Source organism: Microbacterium sp. (assembly GCF_035687345.1).
In the GTDB taxonomy this organism is placed as follows: domain Bacteria; phylum Actinomycetota; class Actinomycetes; order Actinomycetales; family Microbacteriaceae; genus Microbacterium.
On record NZ_DASRXZ010000129.1, the window covers coordinates 1 to 16,296 of the forward strand.

Genomic DNA, 16,296 nt, shown 5'->3' on the forward strand with positions numbered 1-16,296 from the left:
CTGCCACGAGTGGCAGGATGGACACCGTTCGCACGAATCCTGCCACGTCAGCACCGGAGGTACTCATGAAGACGGTCGCCTGCATCGTCACCGAGGGTTTCGCGCCGTTCGAGTTCGGCGTCGCGTGCGAGGCCTTCGGTCTCGACCGGTCCGACGACGGCATTCCGAACTTCGACTTCCGCATCGTGACGCCCGACCCCGGTGCCGTCTCGTCGAAGATGGGCTTCTCGATCAACGTCGAGAACGACCTGTCGTTCGCGTACGAGGCCGACCTCGTGGTGGTGTCGCCGACGCCTCGCCAGTACTGGAGTCGCATCGACGAGCGCGTGCTCGACGTCGTGCGCGACGCGGTGGCCCGCGACGCGTGGGTGCTGAGCGTCTGCAGCGGCTCATTCGTGCTCGCCGCCGCCGGCGTGCTCGACGGCCTGCGCGCCACGACGCACTGGATGTACGCGAAGGCCATGGCCGAGATGTACCCGAAGATCGAGGTCGACCCCGACGTGCTGTACGTGCAGGACGGGCACATCATCACGAGCGCAGGCACCGCCGCGGGCCTCGATGCGTGCCTGCACCTGCTGCGCCAGGAGCTCGGCGCCGAGATGGCGAACCGCATCGCGCGCCGCATGGTCGTCCCGCCGCAGCGCGACGGCGGGCAGGCGCAGTTCATCGTGAAGCCGCTGCCCGAGGTGCAGTCCCTGTCACTCGCGCCGGTCACAGACTGGATGCTCGAGAACCTGCGCCTCGACCTCACCGTCGACCAGCTCGCCGCGAAGGCGCACATGTCGCCGCGCACGTTCGCCCGGCGGTTCAAGGCCGACTACGGTGCGACTCCCGCCGCGTGGCTCGCGCGCCAGCGCATCATCCACGCGCAGCGTCTGCTCGAGCAGACCGACCTCGGCCTCGACCGCATCGCGTACGAGAGCGGCTTCGGCTCGGCGGCGGTCCTCCGCCAGAACTTCTCGCGCGTGCTCGGCATCACTCCGACCGCGTACCGCGCGCGGTTCTGCTGCACGCGCGACGACATGAAGACGGATGCGGCGGCCCCGGCATCCGTCGCGGAGAAGGAGCTCGAGCCCGTCGCCTGACGGCCGTTCCCGGTTTTGGGGCGGCATACCGGGCCCTGGGTGTATTTCTTCCGCCCCGAGGCCGGTTTCGCGCCCCGAATCCACCGGAGGCTCCCCGCTGCACATTGATCTCGGTGTGGGTGGCTGGTAAACTTGAGTCAGATCGACTCAAGTTTGGAGTCCCGCAGATTTCAGGAGCCACATGAACGCCACTCAGATGCCCGGGCAGGAGGAGTCCCAGAGCGCCCTCGAGCAGTTCGGGATCAACCTCACCGACCGCGCCCGACAGGGCAAACTCGATCCGGTGATCGGCCGCGACGCCGAGATCCGCCGCGTCAGCCAGGTGCTCACGCGACGCACGAAGAACAACCCCGTGCTCATCGGCGAGCCCGGCGTCGGCAAGACGGCCGTCGTCGAGGGTCTCGCGCAGCGCATCGTCGCGGGCGACGTCGCCGAAAGCCTCAAAGACAAGGAGCTCGTCGCCCTCGACATCTCCGCGCTCGTCGCCGGCGCGATGTACCGCGGCCAGTTCGAGGAGCGGCTGAAGAGCGTCCTGAAGGAGATCACCGAGTCCGAGGGGCGCATCATCACGTTCATCGACGAACTGCACGTGCTCATGGGTGCGGGCGGCGGCGAGGGCTCGGTCGCGGCGTCGAACATGCTCAAGCCGATGCTCGCGCGGGGCGAGCTGCGCATGATCGGCGCGACCACGCTCAACGAGTACCGCGAGTTCATCGAGAAGGACGCGGCCCTCGAGCGTCGGTTCCAGCAGGTGTACGTCGGCGAGCCGAGCGTCGAAGACACGATCGCGATCCTGCGCGGCCTCAAGGAGCGGTACGAGGCGCACCACAAGGTCGCCATCGCCGACGGCGCGCTCGTCGCGGCGGCGTCCCTCTCGCACCGCTACATCCCGAGCCGTCAGCTCCCCGACAAGGCGATCGACCTCATCGACGAGGCCGCGTCGCGTCTGCGCATGGAGATCGACTCGGCGCCGCTCGAGATCGACGAGCTGCGCCGGTACGTCGACCGCCTGAAGCTCGAGGAACTCGCCCTCAAGAAGGAGAAGGACGACGCCTCGAAGGAGCGGCTCGCCGCGCTGCGCGAGCAGCTCGCCGAGGAGCAGAAGCGTCTCGACGAACTCCAGGCGCGGTGGGAACGCGAGCGCTCGAACCTCAACCGGGTCGGCGACCTCAAGACGGCGCTCGACGCGGCGCGCATCGAGGCTGAGCGCGCGCAGCGCGAGGGCGACCTCGAGAAGGCGTCGCGATTGCTGTACGCCGAGATCCCGGCGCTCGAGCGCCAGCTCGTGGAGGCCGAGCGCGCCGAGGGCGACACCGGTGAGCGAATGGTCAACGACCAGGTCACCGAGGAAGACATCGCGGCGGTGATCTCCGCGTGGACCGGCATTCCGGTCGGCCGGCTCATGCAGGGCGAGACCGAGAAGCTGCTGCACCTCGAGGCCGAGCTGGGCAAGCGCCTGATCGGCCAGAAGGAGGCCGTGAAGGCCGTGTCGGATGCCGTGCGCCGCAGCCGCGCGGGCATCAGCGACCCCAACCGCCCGACGGGCTCGTTCCTGTTCCTCGGTCCGACCGGTGTGGGCAAGACGGAGCTCGCGAAGGCGCTCGCCGAGTTCCTGTTCGACGACGAGCACGCCATGGTGCGCATCGACATGTCGGAGTACGGCGAGAAGCACACCGTCTCGCGGCTCGTCGGCGCCCCTCCGGGCTACATCGGCTACGAGCAGGGCGGTCAGCTGACCGAGGCCGTGCGCCGGCGCCCGTACAGCGTCGTGCTGCTCGACGAGGTCGAGAAGGCCCATCCCGAGGTCTTCGACGTGCTGCTGCAGGTCATGGACGACGGGCGCCTCACCGACGGCCAGGGCCGCACGGTCGACTTCAAGAACGTCATCCTGATCCTCACGTCGAACCTCGGCTCGCCGATCCTCATCGACCCGACGCTCTCGTTCGACGAGAAGCGCGAACAGGTGCAGGGCCTCGTGCGCCAGGCGTTCAAGCCCGAGTTCGTGAACCGCCTCGACGACATCGTCATCTTCCAGGCGCTCACGCAGGACGACCTCGCCCAGATCGTGGAGCTGGCGGTCGACAACCTGCAGCGCCGCCTGAAGGACCGTCGCCTGACGCTCGCGGTGACCCCGGATGCCCGCGCCTGGCTCGCCGAGCGCGGCTACGACCCCGTGTTCGGCGCCCGCCCGCTCCGCCGCCTCATCCAGTCCGAGATCCAGGACCGCCTCGCGATGGCGCTCCTGTCGGGCGGTGTGCGCGACGGCGACGTCGTGCGGGTGGACGTCGCGGCCGACGGCTCGCAGCTCGTGCTCACGAGCGAGGGGCCGGCCGGGGCATCCGGGCCGACCGTCGACGACGACGAGGTGATCGAGGCGGAGCTGCTCGAGGACTGAGCTTTCGCCGGGTGAGGGGATTCCGCCGAACGAGGGCGGATTCCCGCCGATCTCCCTCGGCTGGAGGGATCCCCTCGTCTCGAGTCCTGACGCGCGGCATCCGGGTCGCCATAATCAGGGCATGGCCGAGGAGATCCACCGTCCTGCCCCCATTCATGTGCCCGATGCAGACCTCGAGGATCTGCGCGAGCGCCTTCACCGCACCCGGTGGCCCGACCCGCTCCCGGCGGAGCCGTGGGAGGCAGGCGTCGACCTCGCCGCGTTGCGCGAGCTATGCCGCGTGTGGGCCGACGAGTACGACTGGCGCCGGCACGAGGGATGGCTGAATGCCCTCGACCCGGTGCTGATCCCCGTCGACGGGGTCGAGTTGCACGTCTTCCGGGCCTGGTCGGGGCGCGAGGGCGCCATCCCCCTGCTGCTCACGCACGGGTGGCCGGGCTCGGTGGCCGAGTTCCGCTACGTCATCGAGCCGCTCGTCGACCCGGTTCCTGGGCGCCCTGCGTTCGACCTCGTCATGCCGTCGCTGCCGGGCTTCGGATTCGGTGGCAAGCCGGCCGAGCCGGGGTGGGGTCCCACACGGATCTCGAACGCGCTCCATGCGCTCATGACCGAGGAGCTCGGCTACGAGCGGTACGGCGTGGCCGGAGGCGACTGGGGCGCGATCGTCGGCTCGCGCCTCGCGCAGCTGCACGCGGCATTCGTCATCGGGTTCCACACGAACCTTCCGCTGCTGAGCAACCATCGCCAGTCGTGGTGGGAGGACGACCCGACCGAGCGCGAGCGCGCCGCCCTGGATCGCTGGAACGCGATGGATGCGACCGGCCGCGCGTACGCGGCGATCCAGTCCACGAAGCCGCAGTCGCTCACGGTCGGGCAGACCGATTCGCCCGCGGGGCTCGCGGCGTGGGTACTCGAGAAGTTCGAGGCGTGGAGCGACGGCGGACTGAGCGTGTTCCACGCCGACGACCTGCTCACGAACCTCATGTTCTACTGGGCGCCGCGCTCGGCGGCGTCGTCGGCGATGATCTACTTCGAGTCGCGCCTCGACCCCGAAGGTCGCGTGCACCCGATGCCCGACGTTCCGACAGGCGTCGCGGCGTTCCCCGGCGAGATCAACCCCGTCTCGCGTCGGTGGGTCGAGCCGCACTACCGCCTCGTGCACTACTCCGAGCCGCCGCGCGGCGGCCACTTCGCGGCGCTCGAGCAGCCCGACCTGTACGCGGCCGACGTCGCGGAGTTCTTCGGGTCGCTGCCGCGCTGACTCGATCGGCCCCGGGCTCGCGTGCCCTCACGCGAGCACGCGGCCGAGCTTGTCGGGGTTGCGCACGAGATAGATCGCGGTCACGAGTCCGCCGTCGACGACGAGCGTCGCGGTGGAATCGACGCCGTCCGGGCCGGTCATGATGATCGCCGGCTCACCGTTGACCTCGCCGAGCCGCAACTCCGGCGGGGCATCCGGCCGTTGCATCACGCCGAGGCCGAAACGCAGCACCTTCTCGACCCCGTAGATCGGCCTGAGGGCCGCGCGCCGCTTGCCGCCGCCGTCCGTGATGAGCACGACATCCGGCGACAGCAGCCGCACGACGTCTTCGATCGATCCACCGGCAGCCGCCGCGAGGAACCGCTCGGTCACCTCGCGGTGGGTCGAGCGATCCACCGGATGCCGCGGCGCTCGCTCCCGCACATGCTCACGCGCCCGGTGCACGAGCTGCCGAGCGGCCTCGGGCGTGCGGCCGAGCGCGGATGCGACCTCGTCGAAGGGGAGGCCGAACACTTCGCGGAGCACGAACGCCGCCCGCTCGGGCGGTGACAGGGACTCGAGCACGACGAGCATGGCGAGCGAGACCAACTCCGCGAGATCCGCCGCATCCGCCGGGTCGCCGGTCGCGCGCGAGCCGAGCACGGTGACATCGCCGACCGGCTCGGGAAGCCACGGGCCGACGTAGTCCTCGCGCAGCCGCGCCTGGTGCCGCGCCGCGTTCAGTGCCTGCCGGCTGGCGGCGCGCAGGAGGTACGCGCGGGGGTTGCGCACGTTCGCGAGGTCGACCTCGGCCCAGCGCAGCCACGTCTCCTGCACGGCGTCCTCCGCGGCGGCGAGGCTCCCGAGAATCCGGTAGGCCGCGCCGGTCATCGCCCGCCGATGCTCGGCGAAGAGGTGGGCGTGCTCGTCGTCAGCCACGGGCGGCTCCGACGGCATCCGTGGCCATGGCGGCGGGGAGTTCGCACTGATCCTTGAATCCCTGGCTCGTGAGCCCCATGGCGGCGTTCGTTCGCGAACGCTGGTTCTCGAGCGAGATGAGAGCGGTCAGCTCGACGACCTGGGCGTCGGTGAGCTCGGCGCGCAGGCGTTCCACGAGCTCGTCGGTGACGGTCGGAGGCGTCGCGGTCATGGCGTCAGCGTATTCCAGCACCGCCCGCTCGAGCGGCGTGAACACCGTGCTCGACTGCCAGTCGGGCACGGCGCGGAGCTTGACCGGGTCGACGCCGCGGTGGTGGTACTCCCAGTAGCCGAAGTCCATGCACCACGTGCATCCGATCACGGCGGCCGTGCGCATGACCGCGAGTGCTTGCAGTGCTGGATCGGTCTTGCGCCAGCGACCCGCGCCGAGCTCGGTGGCGTACATCGTGTACAGGACAGCGGGGTGGTGCGCGGCGACGAGCCCGGGGTCGATGACCTTGCCGAATCGACGGCGGCTCATCGCGCGCAGCGCGCGGGCGTGCAGGCTGCGGGCGTGGTCGAGCGGGATGCGGGCCATGATTCCTCCTGATGTGTGGTCTCACTGGGAAGACACCCCTCGCACCGCGATTCGTGACACGGATGCGTGAGAGCATCGAGCGTGCGCACCGTCCGGGCTCTGTGGGGATCGTCGCATCCCGGGCCGACGCTCGTCGTGACGGCGCTGTCGGTCGCGCTCGGCATCGCGGTCGGCCTCGCGCCGTGGCGCCTCGTCCTGCTCGTGCTCGCGGTGTTCGCGGGGCAGCTCGCGGTGGGCATCTCGAACGACGCGCTCGACCTCGCGCGCGACCGCGCGGTGGGCCGCGCCGACAAGCCCCTCGCTCGCGGAGAGGCGACGGCGACGGCGGCGTGGGTGGCGGCATCCGGCTTGCTCATCGTCTCACTCGCGCTGTCGGCGGCATTGGGGTGGCGGATGCTGGCCGCCCACGCCCTCGCGCTCGGATCCGCCGGGGCGTACAACGCCGGGCTGAAGTCGACGCCCTTCTCGGTCGTGCCGTTCATCGTGAGCTTCGGACTCTTCCCGTCGTTCGCTCCCCTGTCGGCGCCCGATCCGGCCTTCGCCGCGGGGTGGGCATGGGTCGCGGGCGCCGCGCTCGGCGTCGCCGTGCACCTCACCAACGTGCTGCCCGACCTCGAGGACGATCGGGCGACCGGGGTGCGCGGACTCCCGCATCGCCTCGGCGCCCGCGCGTCGGCGGTCATCGCGGGCCTCGCGGTTGTGGGCGGCGCGCTCGCGGTGCTGCTCGGGCCGGTCGGCGCAGACCTCGGTGCCGTGTCGGTGCTCTCGTGGGTGTTCTTCGCGGTCGTGGCGCTGTGCGCGGCCGCGACGGTCGTGTGGGCGCTTGCGGGGCATCCGGGTCGCGGGCTGTTCCGGCTCGTCATGGGCTCATCGCTGCTGCTCGCGGTGCAGCTCGTCGCGGCGGGCGGGGCGCTCGCGGCGTAGCTCCTCGTGCCGAGTGCACGACTTGCCGTCGAGTGCACGGCTTCTCCGCGTCGCGAGGTCGTGCGTTCGACGGCAACCCGTGCGCTCGGCGGGGAGGCGGGGAGGGAGCAGCAGCGGGGCGGGCTACGCCGAGCGGTCGAAGCCCATCGCGTACGCGTGCGCGAACAGGCGGGCCGGCCCCCGGGAGAGCATCGCGCGGAGCGCGAGCCTGCGCGCGCGATCGAGCACGGCGGGGAGCGGTCGCCCGAGGGACGTGTTCATGGTGGCGAGGGCACCTGCGGTGCGTGCGGATGCCACGCGCTCGCGCTCCCATCGGCGAAGCTCCGCGTCGGGGGCCTCGCCCGAGCGCACCCACGTCTCGAGGAGCGGTGCGAGGGTCGCGGCGTCGAGCAGACCGAGGTTGAGGCCCTGTCCGCCGATCGGGCTCACCTCGTGGGCGGCGTCGCCGATCACGAGGATGCGTCCGTTGCGCAGTCGTGGTGCGATCGCCCGCCGCACCCCGAACGCGGTCGCGTGCTCGACGTGCTCGGCGGCCGCGCCTTCCCCTCGAGCGATGATCGCGGTGCGCAGGCGCGCGAGCTGCGCGCCGGGGTCGTCGGGGGCATCCGGCTGGTCCCACGCGACGAACCGGCGGCCGCCGTCGGGCAGCGGGAACGACTCGAGCACCCCGCGGCGGTCGAGATGCACGACGGCGACGCCGTCGTCAGGGTGGGGGCCGGTTGCGGCATCCGTCATGAGGTATCGATCGCGGTACTCGCGGGTGGGCACCGCGCCAGGGCGGTATGCGAGGTCGCGCCCGGACGAGCCCGTCGCGACGACGACGATCCGTGCGGTGAGCTCGATCGGTCGACCGCCGACGGCCGCGCGTACGCGCACCGCGCCGTCACGCGGCGCGATCGAGGTCACGCGTGCGCCGCGCAACGGCTCCGGCGCACCTTCGGCGAGCACCTCCTCGGTCTTCGCCTGGGGCAGCGTCGCGACGAAGGGGAACCGGCGCGAGAGCTCGTCGAACCGCACGACGCCGAGCACGCGACCGTCGGAACGTGCTTCGCCGCGCGTGACGCGCACCGCGTGCGCGAGCAGTCGCTCGGTGACACCCGACGGCTCGAGCGCCGCGAGCACGGGTGAGTGCACGCCGATCGCGCGCGAGCCCGCGCCGGCCGTCGGTCGCTTCTCGTACACCTCGACGTCGACACCGCGCCGTGAGAGGTCGCTCGCGAGCAGCATGCCCACGGGACCGGCGCCGACGACGAGCACGTCAGGCATCGCCGGCACTCCCCTCGGCGACCGCGAGCAGCCGGAACGCGACCGGCGCCTCGATGCGCCACGTCGCGGGTTCCTCCCGGTCGAGTGCGTGCCGCAGCTCGTCGCGCGTGAAGCTGCGGCGGATCGAGCGGAGCCCGTCCGTACGCAGGAACGTTCCCGGGGCGAACGGTGTGATGCCGATCGCGTACAGCGCGTATGCGCGGCGGCTCCGCGCGATGTCGGAGTGGAGGACGATGCCCCTCGAGAGTGCGCGCGTGCGCGCGAGGAAGGCCGCGGCATCCGCCCCGATGTGATGCAGCACGTGGTTCGAGATCACGGCGTCGAAGACCTCTCCCCGATCGAGCAGGGTTTCCGCGTCGGCGCATGCGAACGACACGTTCGCCGGTGCGTTTCGGGCCACCGCGACCTCGTGCCCCCGCGGATCGGGCTCGGCGCCGACCCACTCCACGGCGAGCCCGTCGCGCCCCGCGAGCTGCGCGAGGCGCACGAGCAGGTCGCCGCCGCCCGACCCCAGGTCCAGCACGCGCGCGGGGCGCCCGAGGGCCGCGAGGTGCGGCTCGAGCCGCGTGCGATAGACCGCGCCCCACCCCGACACGATCCGGTTGACGGTCTCGAAGCGGCGCAGCGTCGCGCGGAGTCGCTCAGCGTCGCACGCGGGGTCGTCCATGAGCTCCTCGAGCTCGACCGCGCGCACGGCGAGCGTCATGCCGGCACTCCCGGCGCAGCCACCGCCGCGAGGTCCTCGACGTCCAGGTCGGCGTCGGCCGCGCGCGGCATCCGTCTCGTCATGAGCGCCGACTCGACGGTGAGCCCGGGACCGAACGCGAGCCCCGCGACCGTCGCCCCCTCGCCCACGGCCGCATCGTGCAGCAGCGCACGCAGGATGAACAGCACCGTCGCGCTCGACATGTTCCCGTAGTCGCGCAGCACGGAGCGCGACGCCGCGAGCGACGCGGGGTCGAGCTCGAGCCCCGCCTCGACGCGGTCGAGCACGCTTCGCCCGCCCGGATGCACCGCCCACGCGTCCGGCGTCGGACTTCCCGCCAGGAACCGGTCGACCGCCCCGCGGATCTCGCGCCCGATGATGCGCGGCACCTCGGCCGACAGCACCATCTCGAAGCCGTGGTCGCCGATGCGCCACACCATGTCGTCCTCGCCCTCGGACGTGAGCGCCGTCGCGAACTCTTCGAACTCGAGCCCGCCGCCGTTCCCGATGTCGTCGACCCCGGTCACGATCGCGGCGGCCGCTCCGTCGGCGAAGACGGATGCCGCGACGATCTGCTGCGGGTCGGTGGAGGTCGTGAGGTGCAGCGAGCACAGCTCCGCGCACACGACGAGCACCACGGCATCCGGCTGCGCCGCGGAGATCCGCGCCGCGAGGCGAAGCGCCGGCAGCGCGGCCGCGCATCCGATGAACCCGAGGTGATAGCGCTCGACAGTGGGCCGGAGTCCGAGGTCGCGCACGAGGCGGTAGTCCGGGCCGGGCGCGAAGAACCCGGTGCACGACACCGTGACGACATGGGTGATCGCGGATGCGTCGGCCGAGGCATCCGTCATCGCCGCCCTCGCCGCCTCGGCGTACAGCGGCGGTGCGAGCTCGACGTACGCGTCATTCCGTGCGCCGGTGGTCGGCATCCGCAGCACACCGTCCGGCCCGAGGAATCGTGGACCGGTCCCCGAGCGGAAGCCGTCGCCGAGCTCGGCGATCACCGTATGGCGCGTCTCGATCGCGGCCGCGTCGAAGGCGGCACGGATGCGCCGCTGCGCGAGGCGGTCGGCGCCGGGCTGCGCCGCGAAGAGCTCGCGCACCCGCTCCTGCGTCACGCGCGTCGCGGGGACGGCCGTTCCGACCGAGACGATGCGAGGGGCCATGCGCCTACACAACCATTTCACGCGGGTTCGTGGGGGTGGCTTGCGAGATTCGCACGTGGAGCGTAGAAGCGATCGCGCACCTGTGCCCCTCCGTCAGCGCGGGTGGTGCTCGGCGAGGAACGACTCGATGCGGGCCTCGAAGTCCCGCCGCACCGCGGGATCGCCCCACCAGATGAGGTGGCCGAACTGGTCGACCGCGACGAGCTCCGAGCGCGGGAGCTTCTCCTCGGCGTTCACCGAGTTCGCGAACCCGATGTCGCCGTCGCGGCTGCCCACGATGAGCGCGGGCGCCCTGACGCTCGAGAACGGCAGCTCGCCGAGCTCCTGCTGCACCCGCACGTCGTTCATCAACCCGTCGAACCGGGGGAGCGCCGGCACCATCGCGTCCATCATTGCGAGAACCTCCCGTCTCTGTGCGGGATCGCGCAGCACCTCGTCGATGAGCTTCTTGCCGGTCTCGGGGTCGTAGGTGGTCGAGGTCTTCACGAAGTCGCGCATGCTGAGCGCGGGCATGAGGTGCATCGCACGGTTGATGAGGAAGGAGGCGACGTTCTGGAACCGCCGAGTCATCACGAGGCGTCCGAGCGGGCTGTCGAGCTGATCCTCGGAGAGCTCGGTGCGCTGCGAGACCGCCGACAGCAGGACGAGGGCGGTCGTGCGATCCGGGTGCCGCGCCGCGAACTGGATCGCCGCGGGACCGCCCGCCGACACGCCGACGACCGCGACGCGATCGATGCGCAGCACGTCGAGCAGTGCGGCCGCGAGGTCGGCTTGCTGCTCGGGCGAGCCGCCGTTCTTGATGGGCGTTCCGAGGTATCCGGGTCGATCGGGCGTCAGCACGCGGTAGCCGGCCCGCACGAGGTGCTCGAGGAAGAACCATCCGTTGTGCCCGACGCTCCCGCCGTGGAAGTGGAGCACGACCGGCCCGTCGCCGCGCTGGCTGTACTCGACGCGACCGAGCGGGGTCGAGACGATCCAGCTGTCGCGCGAGGCGCGCTCGGTCACGGCCTTCAGCCAACGCCGATACGACGCCCACAGAAGAACCCAGAGCAACCCGATCGCCGCCACGATGCCGGCGACCCACCAGAACCAGGTCACAAGCCCAAGGTACGGTCGCGACTCCCAGCCGGGCAACGGCACGGGCGAACGGATGCCCCGCCCGGTCTACCGCTTGCCTTCGTCCGCCTCCGTGTGTTCGGCGTGCGCATCGGGCAGGTCGCGCATCGTCCAGAAGGGCCCGATCACGACGAACAGGCCGGCGAGCAGTTCGCCGGTCGCGGCGATCCAGATCGTCGGGACGGTGCCGAGCCACGTGCCGAGTGCACCGGCGATGAGCGCCGCGATCGGCATGACGCCCCACACGATGAACCGCACCGACGCGTTCATGCGTCCCAGCAGTCGGGGTGGGGTGATGCGCTGTCGGAACGTCACCTGCGTGATGTTGTACAGCAGCACCGTGAAGCTCATCAGGAACATCTGGATGACCAGCAGCGGGAACGCCAGCGCCGGGAAGAGCGACACCATCGGCAGCAGGAACGGCGCGATCGAGAAGACGATCCCGCTGACGGGGATCGCGCGAGCCTCGCCGATGCGCGCGACGATGCGCGGGGTGGCGATCGCGCCGAGGAGTCCGCCGACCGCCGACAGCGAGAATACGATGCCGAGCGCCTGCGGCGTGAGGCCGAGCTCGCGCAGCACGAAGATCGGGTACAGCGTCATCGCGATCGTGCCGAAGAAGTTCGCCGTGCCGGTCGTCAGCACGATGCGGCGCAGCAACGGGTTGCCGAACACCCAGCCCAGGCCCTCGCCGATCTCCTTGACCAGGGGGCCGTGGTCTTCCGGCTTGCGCAGCCGTTCGTGGTCGCGCGTGAACAGGAGTGCGAAGAACGACGCGATGTAGGTGCCCACCGTGAAGAGGATCGCGAGGGGTGCGGCGAGCACCCCCACGAGCCATCCGCCGACCGCCGGACCCGCCAGTCCCGCGAGCTGCTCGGTCGACTGCAGCTTGCCGTTGGCCTCGGCGATCTGGTCGGACCGCACGAGCGAGGGCACGATGCTCTGGTTCGACACGTCGAAGAACACGGTCGCGACGCCCATGACGAGCATCACGGCGTAGAGGTGCCACATCTCGAGCATGCCGAGCACCGCGAGTACGGGGAGGGTCGCGAGCGCGAGCGCGCGCACGGCATCCGCCGTGATCATGACGTGCCGCTTCCGCATGCGGTCGATCCAGGCGCCGGCCGGAAGCCCGACGACGAGGAACGCCGCCATCTGCGCCGCGCCGAGCACACCGACCTGCCATTCCGTCGCGTTGAGCAGGAGCACCGCGAGCACGGGGATGGCGAGCTCGGTGATCTGCGCACCGAACTGGCTGAGCGCCTGGCCCGTCCACATGGTGAGGAAGTTGCCGTCTCGCCACAGCGACCTCTTGCGGGCGGCCTCCCGCGCGGCGGGGCGCTGCGCCTCCTGGTCGGCGAGCACGGCCTCGTCGGCGCCGGCCCGCGAGGTGACCGTCGACGCCTCCGCCCGCGCTTCCGCGAGCACTCCCTCGTCGAGGGTGAGGCTGTCGGCGTGACGCGCGCGATCGTCGTTCGACGCGGGCTCGGGATCGACCGGTTGGGACATGTCAATCAGTGTGCGCGTCCGATTGAGAAAAGTCAATCACCACCCTAGGCTGATGCCGTGGTCCAATATCGCGAGGAGCGCTTGGAGTTGCATCCGGGGGATGCCGAAGCCGAAGCGCGCATGCGTGCCCTGAGCTCTCCGCTGCGGCTGCGGGTGCTGCGACTGTGCGCGTTCGAGGCCCGCACCAACAAGGAACTGGCCGAACTCCTCGGCGTGAATCCCGGCACGATGCTCCACCACGTGCGCACGCTCGTGCAGACCGGCTACCTCGCGCCCGAGCCCGAGCGTACGGGCGCGCAGGGCGCGCGCGAGGTGCCCTACCGCGCGACCGGCCTGTCGTGGCGCACGTCGATGCCCGAGGGGTCGAACGCCCTCGTCGAGGTCTTCCTCCAGCAGATCGAGGGTCTGCACCCCGACGACCTCGACATCACGTGGCTGGGCCTCAAGCTCAACGACGAGCACAAGGCCGAGCTCGAGCAGCGGCTGTACGACCTGGTGCAGGAGTTCAAAGAGCGCGGCCCGGATGCCGACGGCACGCCCTACTCGCTCTTCACGGCGCTGCACCCCGACCTCAACCCGCCGTCCGAGCGGGCGTGAGACGAGCGAGCCCTCGACAACGGCGCCCCGACGGAGGATCGTTGCGAGCGGGGGAGGCCAACCCGACGGAGGCCAGCATGTTCACTCCCGACAAGCCGTTCTCGAGCTTCGCGGTTCCCGACGTCGACGCCGCGGTCAGGTTCTACCGCGACACCCTGGGGATGACCGTGACCGTCTACGAGGAGATGGGCGGCGGATTCACGATCTCCCTGCCTCAGGGCGGCCATATCTTCGTCTACCCGAAGGAGGACCACGAGCCGGCCGTGTTCACGATCCTCAACTTCGACGTCGACGACGTGGAGGCGGCGGTCGATGACCTCAACGCGCGTGGCATCGTGACGAAGATCTACACCGACCCCGACTACGGAACCGACGAGAAGGGCATCTCGCGCGGGTTCGAAGGCGGCCCCGACATCGCATGGTTCCGCGACCCGGCGGGCAACGTCATCGCGGTCGGGCGAATGTCGCCCGACATGACAGGGCAATAGACGGCGGATGCCTCGCCCCCGGTGGACCGCGGGGCGAGGCATCCGGTCGCTGACCTGATCAGCCGTTGAGCGCCTCGGTCAGCTTGACGCGCGCGCCCATGCGCAGAAGCGAGTTCTGGTAGATGCGGGCGCCCACGAGGATCGCCGCGACGCACGTCGCCACGAGGATCACGAGCGACACGAGGGGCTCCCACCATTGCGCCTCACCGAGGAACAGTCGCATGGGCATGCCGACCGGCGCCGAGAAGGGCACGTACGACATGACGCCGAGCACGACCGGGTTGTCGTTGAAGAAGATCACCAGGAAGTACGGCGCCATGATGAGCATCGTGAGGGGCGTCGTGGTCGAGCCGATGTCCTCCTGACGCGACACCATCGAGGCCGCCGCCGCGAACAGCGACGCGAGCAGGATGAAGCCGAAGAAGAAGAACACCGCGAACCACGCGATCGGCACGCCGAGGCCCTGCAGGAGCTCCGTCTGGCCGGTGATCGTGAGCCCGATGATCGCGATCGCCGCGAGGATGAGGATCTGCGCCATCGCGAGGATCGTGTTGCCGATGACCTTGCCGGCCAGGAGAACGCGCACCGGGATCGCCGAGATGAGCAGCTCGACGACGCGCGTCTGCTTCTCCTCCACGACGCTCTGCGCGATCGTGCCGCCGAAGAGCGACGCCGCGAGCAGGAACACGATGCCGAAGCCGATCGCGGCGATGTAGCCGAGCGCGGCGTTGACGTCGTCGGGGTTGAGCAGCTCGACGGGCGGAACCTGCGCGAGCGTCAGGAGCAGCTGCGTCGGAGGCGAGGAGTCCGCGATCACGGTGAAGCCGAGCGGCGACGACGAGTCCGCGACGATCGCCGCGTCGACGTCACCCGTCTCGACGAGCGACTCGGCCGCCGAGCGGTCGGAGACCTCGGTCACGTCGAGGCCTTCCGTGTCGGAGACGTATTGCGTGGCATCCGCGGTCACCGCCACCGGCGTGCCCGACGACGACGCGGCCTGGAAGCCGCCCCAGATGACGAGCGCGAGCGCGCCGATGAACAGGATCGCGGTCGAGATGACGAAGGCCTTGCTGCGCAGCTTCGAGCCGATCTCGCGCTCGGCGACGAGCCACACGCCCTGCGCGGTGCTCAGGCCGGTGCTGGGTGCGGGGGTGATCGTGCTCACTGGATGACCTCCTTGAAGATCTGGGCGAGGGTCGGATGCTGCGGCGCGAAGCTCGCGACATCACCCTGCGCGACCGCCCGGCGCAGCACGCGCTGGGCCGTCTCGTCGCTGTCGGCGTCGAACACCGCGTAGCCGCCGTCGAAGTCGAGCACCTCGACGCCCGGCTCGTCGCGCAGCCAGCCCGCGTCGCCCGCCGAGACGAGTTCGAACCGGCGGCTCGAGTGCTCCTCGCGCAGCCGGTCACGGGCGCCGGCGGCGCGGATCGTGCCGTTCGCGATGATGACGAGGTCGTCGCACAGGCGCTCGACCACGTCGAGCTGGTGCGACGAGAAGAGCACCGCCGCGCCCTGCGCCGCGCGCTGCTGCAGCACGCCCGCGACGACGTCGACCGCGAGGGGGTCCAGGCCCGAGAACGGCTCGTCGAGGATCAGCACGGACGGGTCGTGCACGAGCGCCGCGGCGATCTGCGCGCGCTGCTGGTTTCCGAGCGAGAGCGTCTCGACGTTGTCGTTCAGGCGCTCGCCGAGTCCGAGCTGCTCGAGCAGGTCGGTGGCGCGGGCCGTGGCATCCGCCTTGCTGAAACCGTGCAGGCGTGCGAGGTACACGATGTGTTCGAGCACCTTCATCTTGGGGTAGAGCCCGCGCTCCTCGGGCATGTAGCCGAAGTAGCGGCGGTGGGCGGCCGTCACCTCGGCGCCGTCGAGCGTCACCGTGCCGGCGTCCTTCGCGAGCACCCCGAGCACGATCCGCATCGTGGTGGTCTTGCCGGCGCCGTTCCCGCCGACGAAGCCGGTGAGCCGGCCGGGCCGCACGTCGAACGAGACGTCGTCGAGCACCCGCCGTCCGCCGTAGCTCTTGGTTATGCCTCGGAGTTGGAGCATCCGCGTTTCCTTTCGCGTGCATCTGTGTCGCCTTCGACGCTACGGATGCCGCGGTGCGCGAACCTCCCCCGCAGGGGGGAACCTGAGCCCTCCGCCATCCGGATGACCGTTCTCCCCATCCCGTTGGGCGGGAGCGGCGGGGTCCATTCGAGGGAATACATAGCCGCGCGAGATACGTTCACGCGAATGGAAAATCCACGGTGGATCCCCGCCGGGGATCCCGTTGACGCGAAAGAGGAACC

15 protein-coding genes are annotated in these 16,296 nt (G+C 70.7%); 6 read left to right on the forward strand and 9 right to left on the reverse strand.

Annotated features, from left to right (window positions below):
• Positions 1–65 precede the first annotated feature (65 nt).
• From VFF97_RS15065 to VFF97_RS15075, 3 genes are all read left to right on the forward strand, one after another.
• Complete coding sequence (locus VFF97_RS15065) at positions 66–1,085, forward strand: GlxA family transcriptional regulator (protein WP_325034314.1); 1,020 nt, start codon at positions 66–68, stop codon at positions 1,083–1,085.
• A gap of 181 nt (positions 1,086–1,266) precedes the next feature.
• Entirely contained in the window at positions 1,267–3,480 is a 2,214-nt protein-coding gene (locus tag VFF97_RS15070) for an ATP-dependent Clp protease ATP-binding subunit (protein ID WP_325034315.1), read from the forward strand.
• Positions 3,481–3,601: 121 nt separating this feature from the next.
• Positions 3,602–4,741: an epoxide hydrolase family protein gene (locus VFF97_RS15075; RefSeq protein ID WP_325034316.1), complete on the forward strand. Its 1,140-nt coding sequence runs from the start codon at positions 3,602–3,604 to the stop codon at positions 4,739–4,741.
• Between the two features lie 27 nt (positions 4,742–4,768).
• Here the strand turns inward: VFF97_RS15075 and sigJ are convergent, their stop codons facing one another.
• Together sigJ and VFF97_RS15085 are read right to left on the reverse strand one after the other, a co-directional pair.
• On the reverse strand, positions 4,769–5,659 hold the full coding sequence (sigJ, locus tag VFF97_RS15080; RefSeq protein ID WP_325034317.1) for an RNA polymerase sigma factor SigJ: 891 nt from the start codon (positions 5,657–5,659) through the stop codon (positions 4,769–4,771).
• Positions 5,652–6,236: a carboxymuconolactone decarboxylase family protein gene (locus VFF97_RS15085; RefSeq protein WP_325034318.1), complete on the reverse strand. Its 585-nt coding sequence runs from the start codon at positions 6,234–6,236 to the stop codon at positions 5,652–5,654. The genes sigJ and VFF97_RS15085 overlap by 8 nt, the downstream gene beginning before the upstream one ends.
• Before the next feature lie 81 nt (positions 6,237–6,317).
• Here VFF97_RS15085 and VFF97_RS15090 point away from each other — a divergent pair, with 81 nt between their 5' ends.
• Positions 6,318–7,160, forward strand: coding sequence for a UbiA family prenyltransferase (locus tag VFF97_RS15090; protein WP_325034319.1), 843 nt, complete (start codon positions 6,318–6,320; stop codon positions 7,158–7,160).
• A gap of 123 nt (positions 7,161–7,283) precedes the next feature.
• Here the strand turns inward: VFF97_RS15090 and VFF97_RS15095 are convergent, their stop codons facing one another.
• From VFF97_RS15095 to VFF97_RS15115, 5 genes are all read right to left on the reverse strand, one after another.
• Positions 7,284–8,426 carry an NAD(P)/FAD-dependent oxidoreductase gene (locus VFF97_RS15095; protein WP_325034320.1) on the reverse strand — a complete coding sequence of 381 codons (1,143 nt, stop codon included), beginning with the start codon at positions 8,424–8,426 and terminating at the stop codon, positions 7,284–7,286.
• Entirely contained in the window at positions 8,419–9,132 is a 714-nt protein-coding gene (locus tag VFF97_RS15100; protein WP_325034321.1) for a methyltransferase domain-containing protein, read from the reverse strand. The genes VFF97_RS15095 and VFF97_RS15100 overlap by 8 nt, the downstream gene beginning before the upstream one ends.
• Positions 9,129–10,298, reverse strand: a complete 1,170-nt coding sequence (locus VFF97_RS15105; RefSeq protein WP_325034322.1) for a type III polyketide synthase — start codon at positions 10,296–10,298, stop codon at positions 9,129–9,131. Before VFF97_RS15105 ends, VFF97_RS15100 begins: the two co-directional genes overlap by 4 nt.
• A 93-nt stretch (positions 10,299–10,391) precedes the next feature.
• A complete protein-coding gene (locus VFF97_RS15110) occupies positions 10,392–11,396 on the reverse strand; it encodes an alpha/beta hydrolase (protein ID WP_325034323.1) in 1,005 nt (334 codons plus the stop codon).
• Between the two features lie 66 nt (positions 11,397–11,462).
• Positions 11,463–12,923 (reverse strand): MFS transporter, encoded by a 1,461-nt coding sequence (locus VFF97_RS15115; protein WP_325034324.1) that lies wholly within the window; start codon positions 12,921–12,923, stop codon positions 11,463–11,465.
• A gap of 57 nt (positions 12,924–12,980) precedes the next feature.
• On the opposite strand from VFF97_RS15115, the gene VFF97_RS15120 reads away from it, so the two are divergent.
• Both VFF97_RS15120 and VFF97_RS15125 read left to right on the forward strand, forming a co-directional pair.
• Positions 12,981–13,520 (forward strand): winged helix-turn-helix domain-containing protein, encoded by a 540-nt coding sequence (locus tag VFF97_RS15120; RefSeq protein ID WP_325034325.1) that lies wholly within the window; start codon positions 12,981–12,983, stop codon positions 13,518–13,520.
• Positions 13,521–13,597: 77 nt separating this feature from the next.
• A complete protein-coding gene (locus tag VFF97_RS15125) occupies positions 13,598–14,008 on the forward strand; it encodes a VOC family protein (RefSeq protein WP_325034326.1) in 411 nt (136 codons plus the stop codon).
• Positions 14,009–14,066: 58 nt separating this feature from the next.
• Here VFF97_RS15125 and VFF97_RS15130 read toward each other — a convergent pair whose 3' ends face one another.
• Positions 14,067–15,173 (reverse strand): ABC transporter permease, encoded by a 1,107-nt coding sequence (locus VFF97_RS15130; protein ID WP_414684268.1) that lies wholly within the window; start codon positions 15,171–15,173, stop codon positions 14,067–14,069.
• On the reverse strand, positions 15,170–16,054 hold the full coding sequence (locus tag VFF97_RS15135; protein WP_325034327.1) for an ATP-binding cassette domain-containing protein: 885 nt from the start codon (positions 16,052–16,054) through the stop codon (positions 15,170–15,172). The genes VFF97_RS15130 and VFF97_RS15135 overlap by 4 nt, the downstream gene beginning before the upstream one ends.
• Between the last annotated feature and the right edge of the window lie 242 nt (positions 16,055–16,296).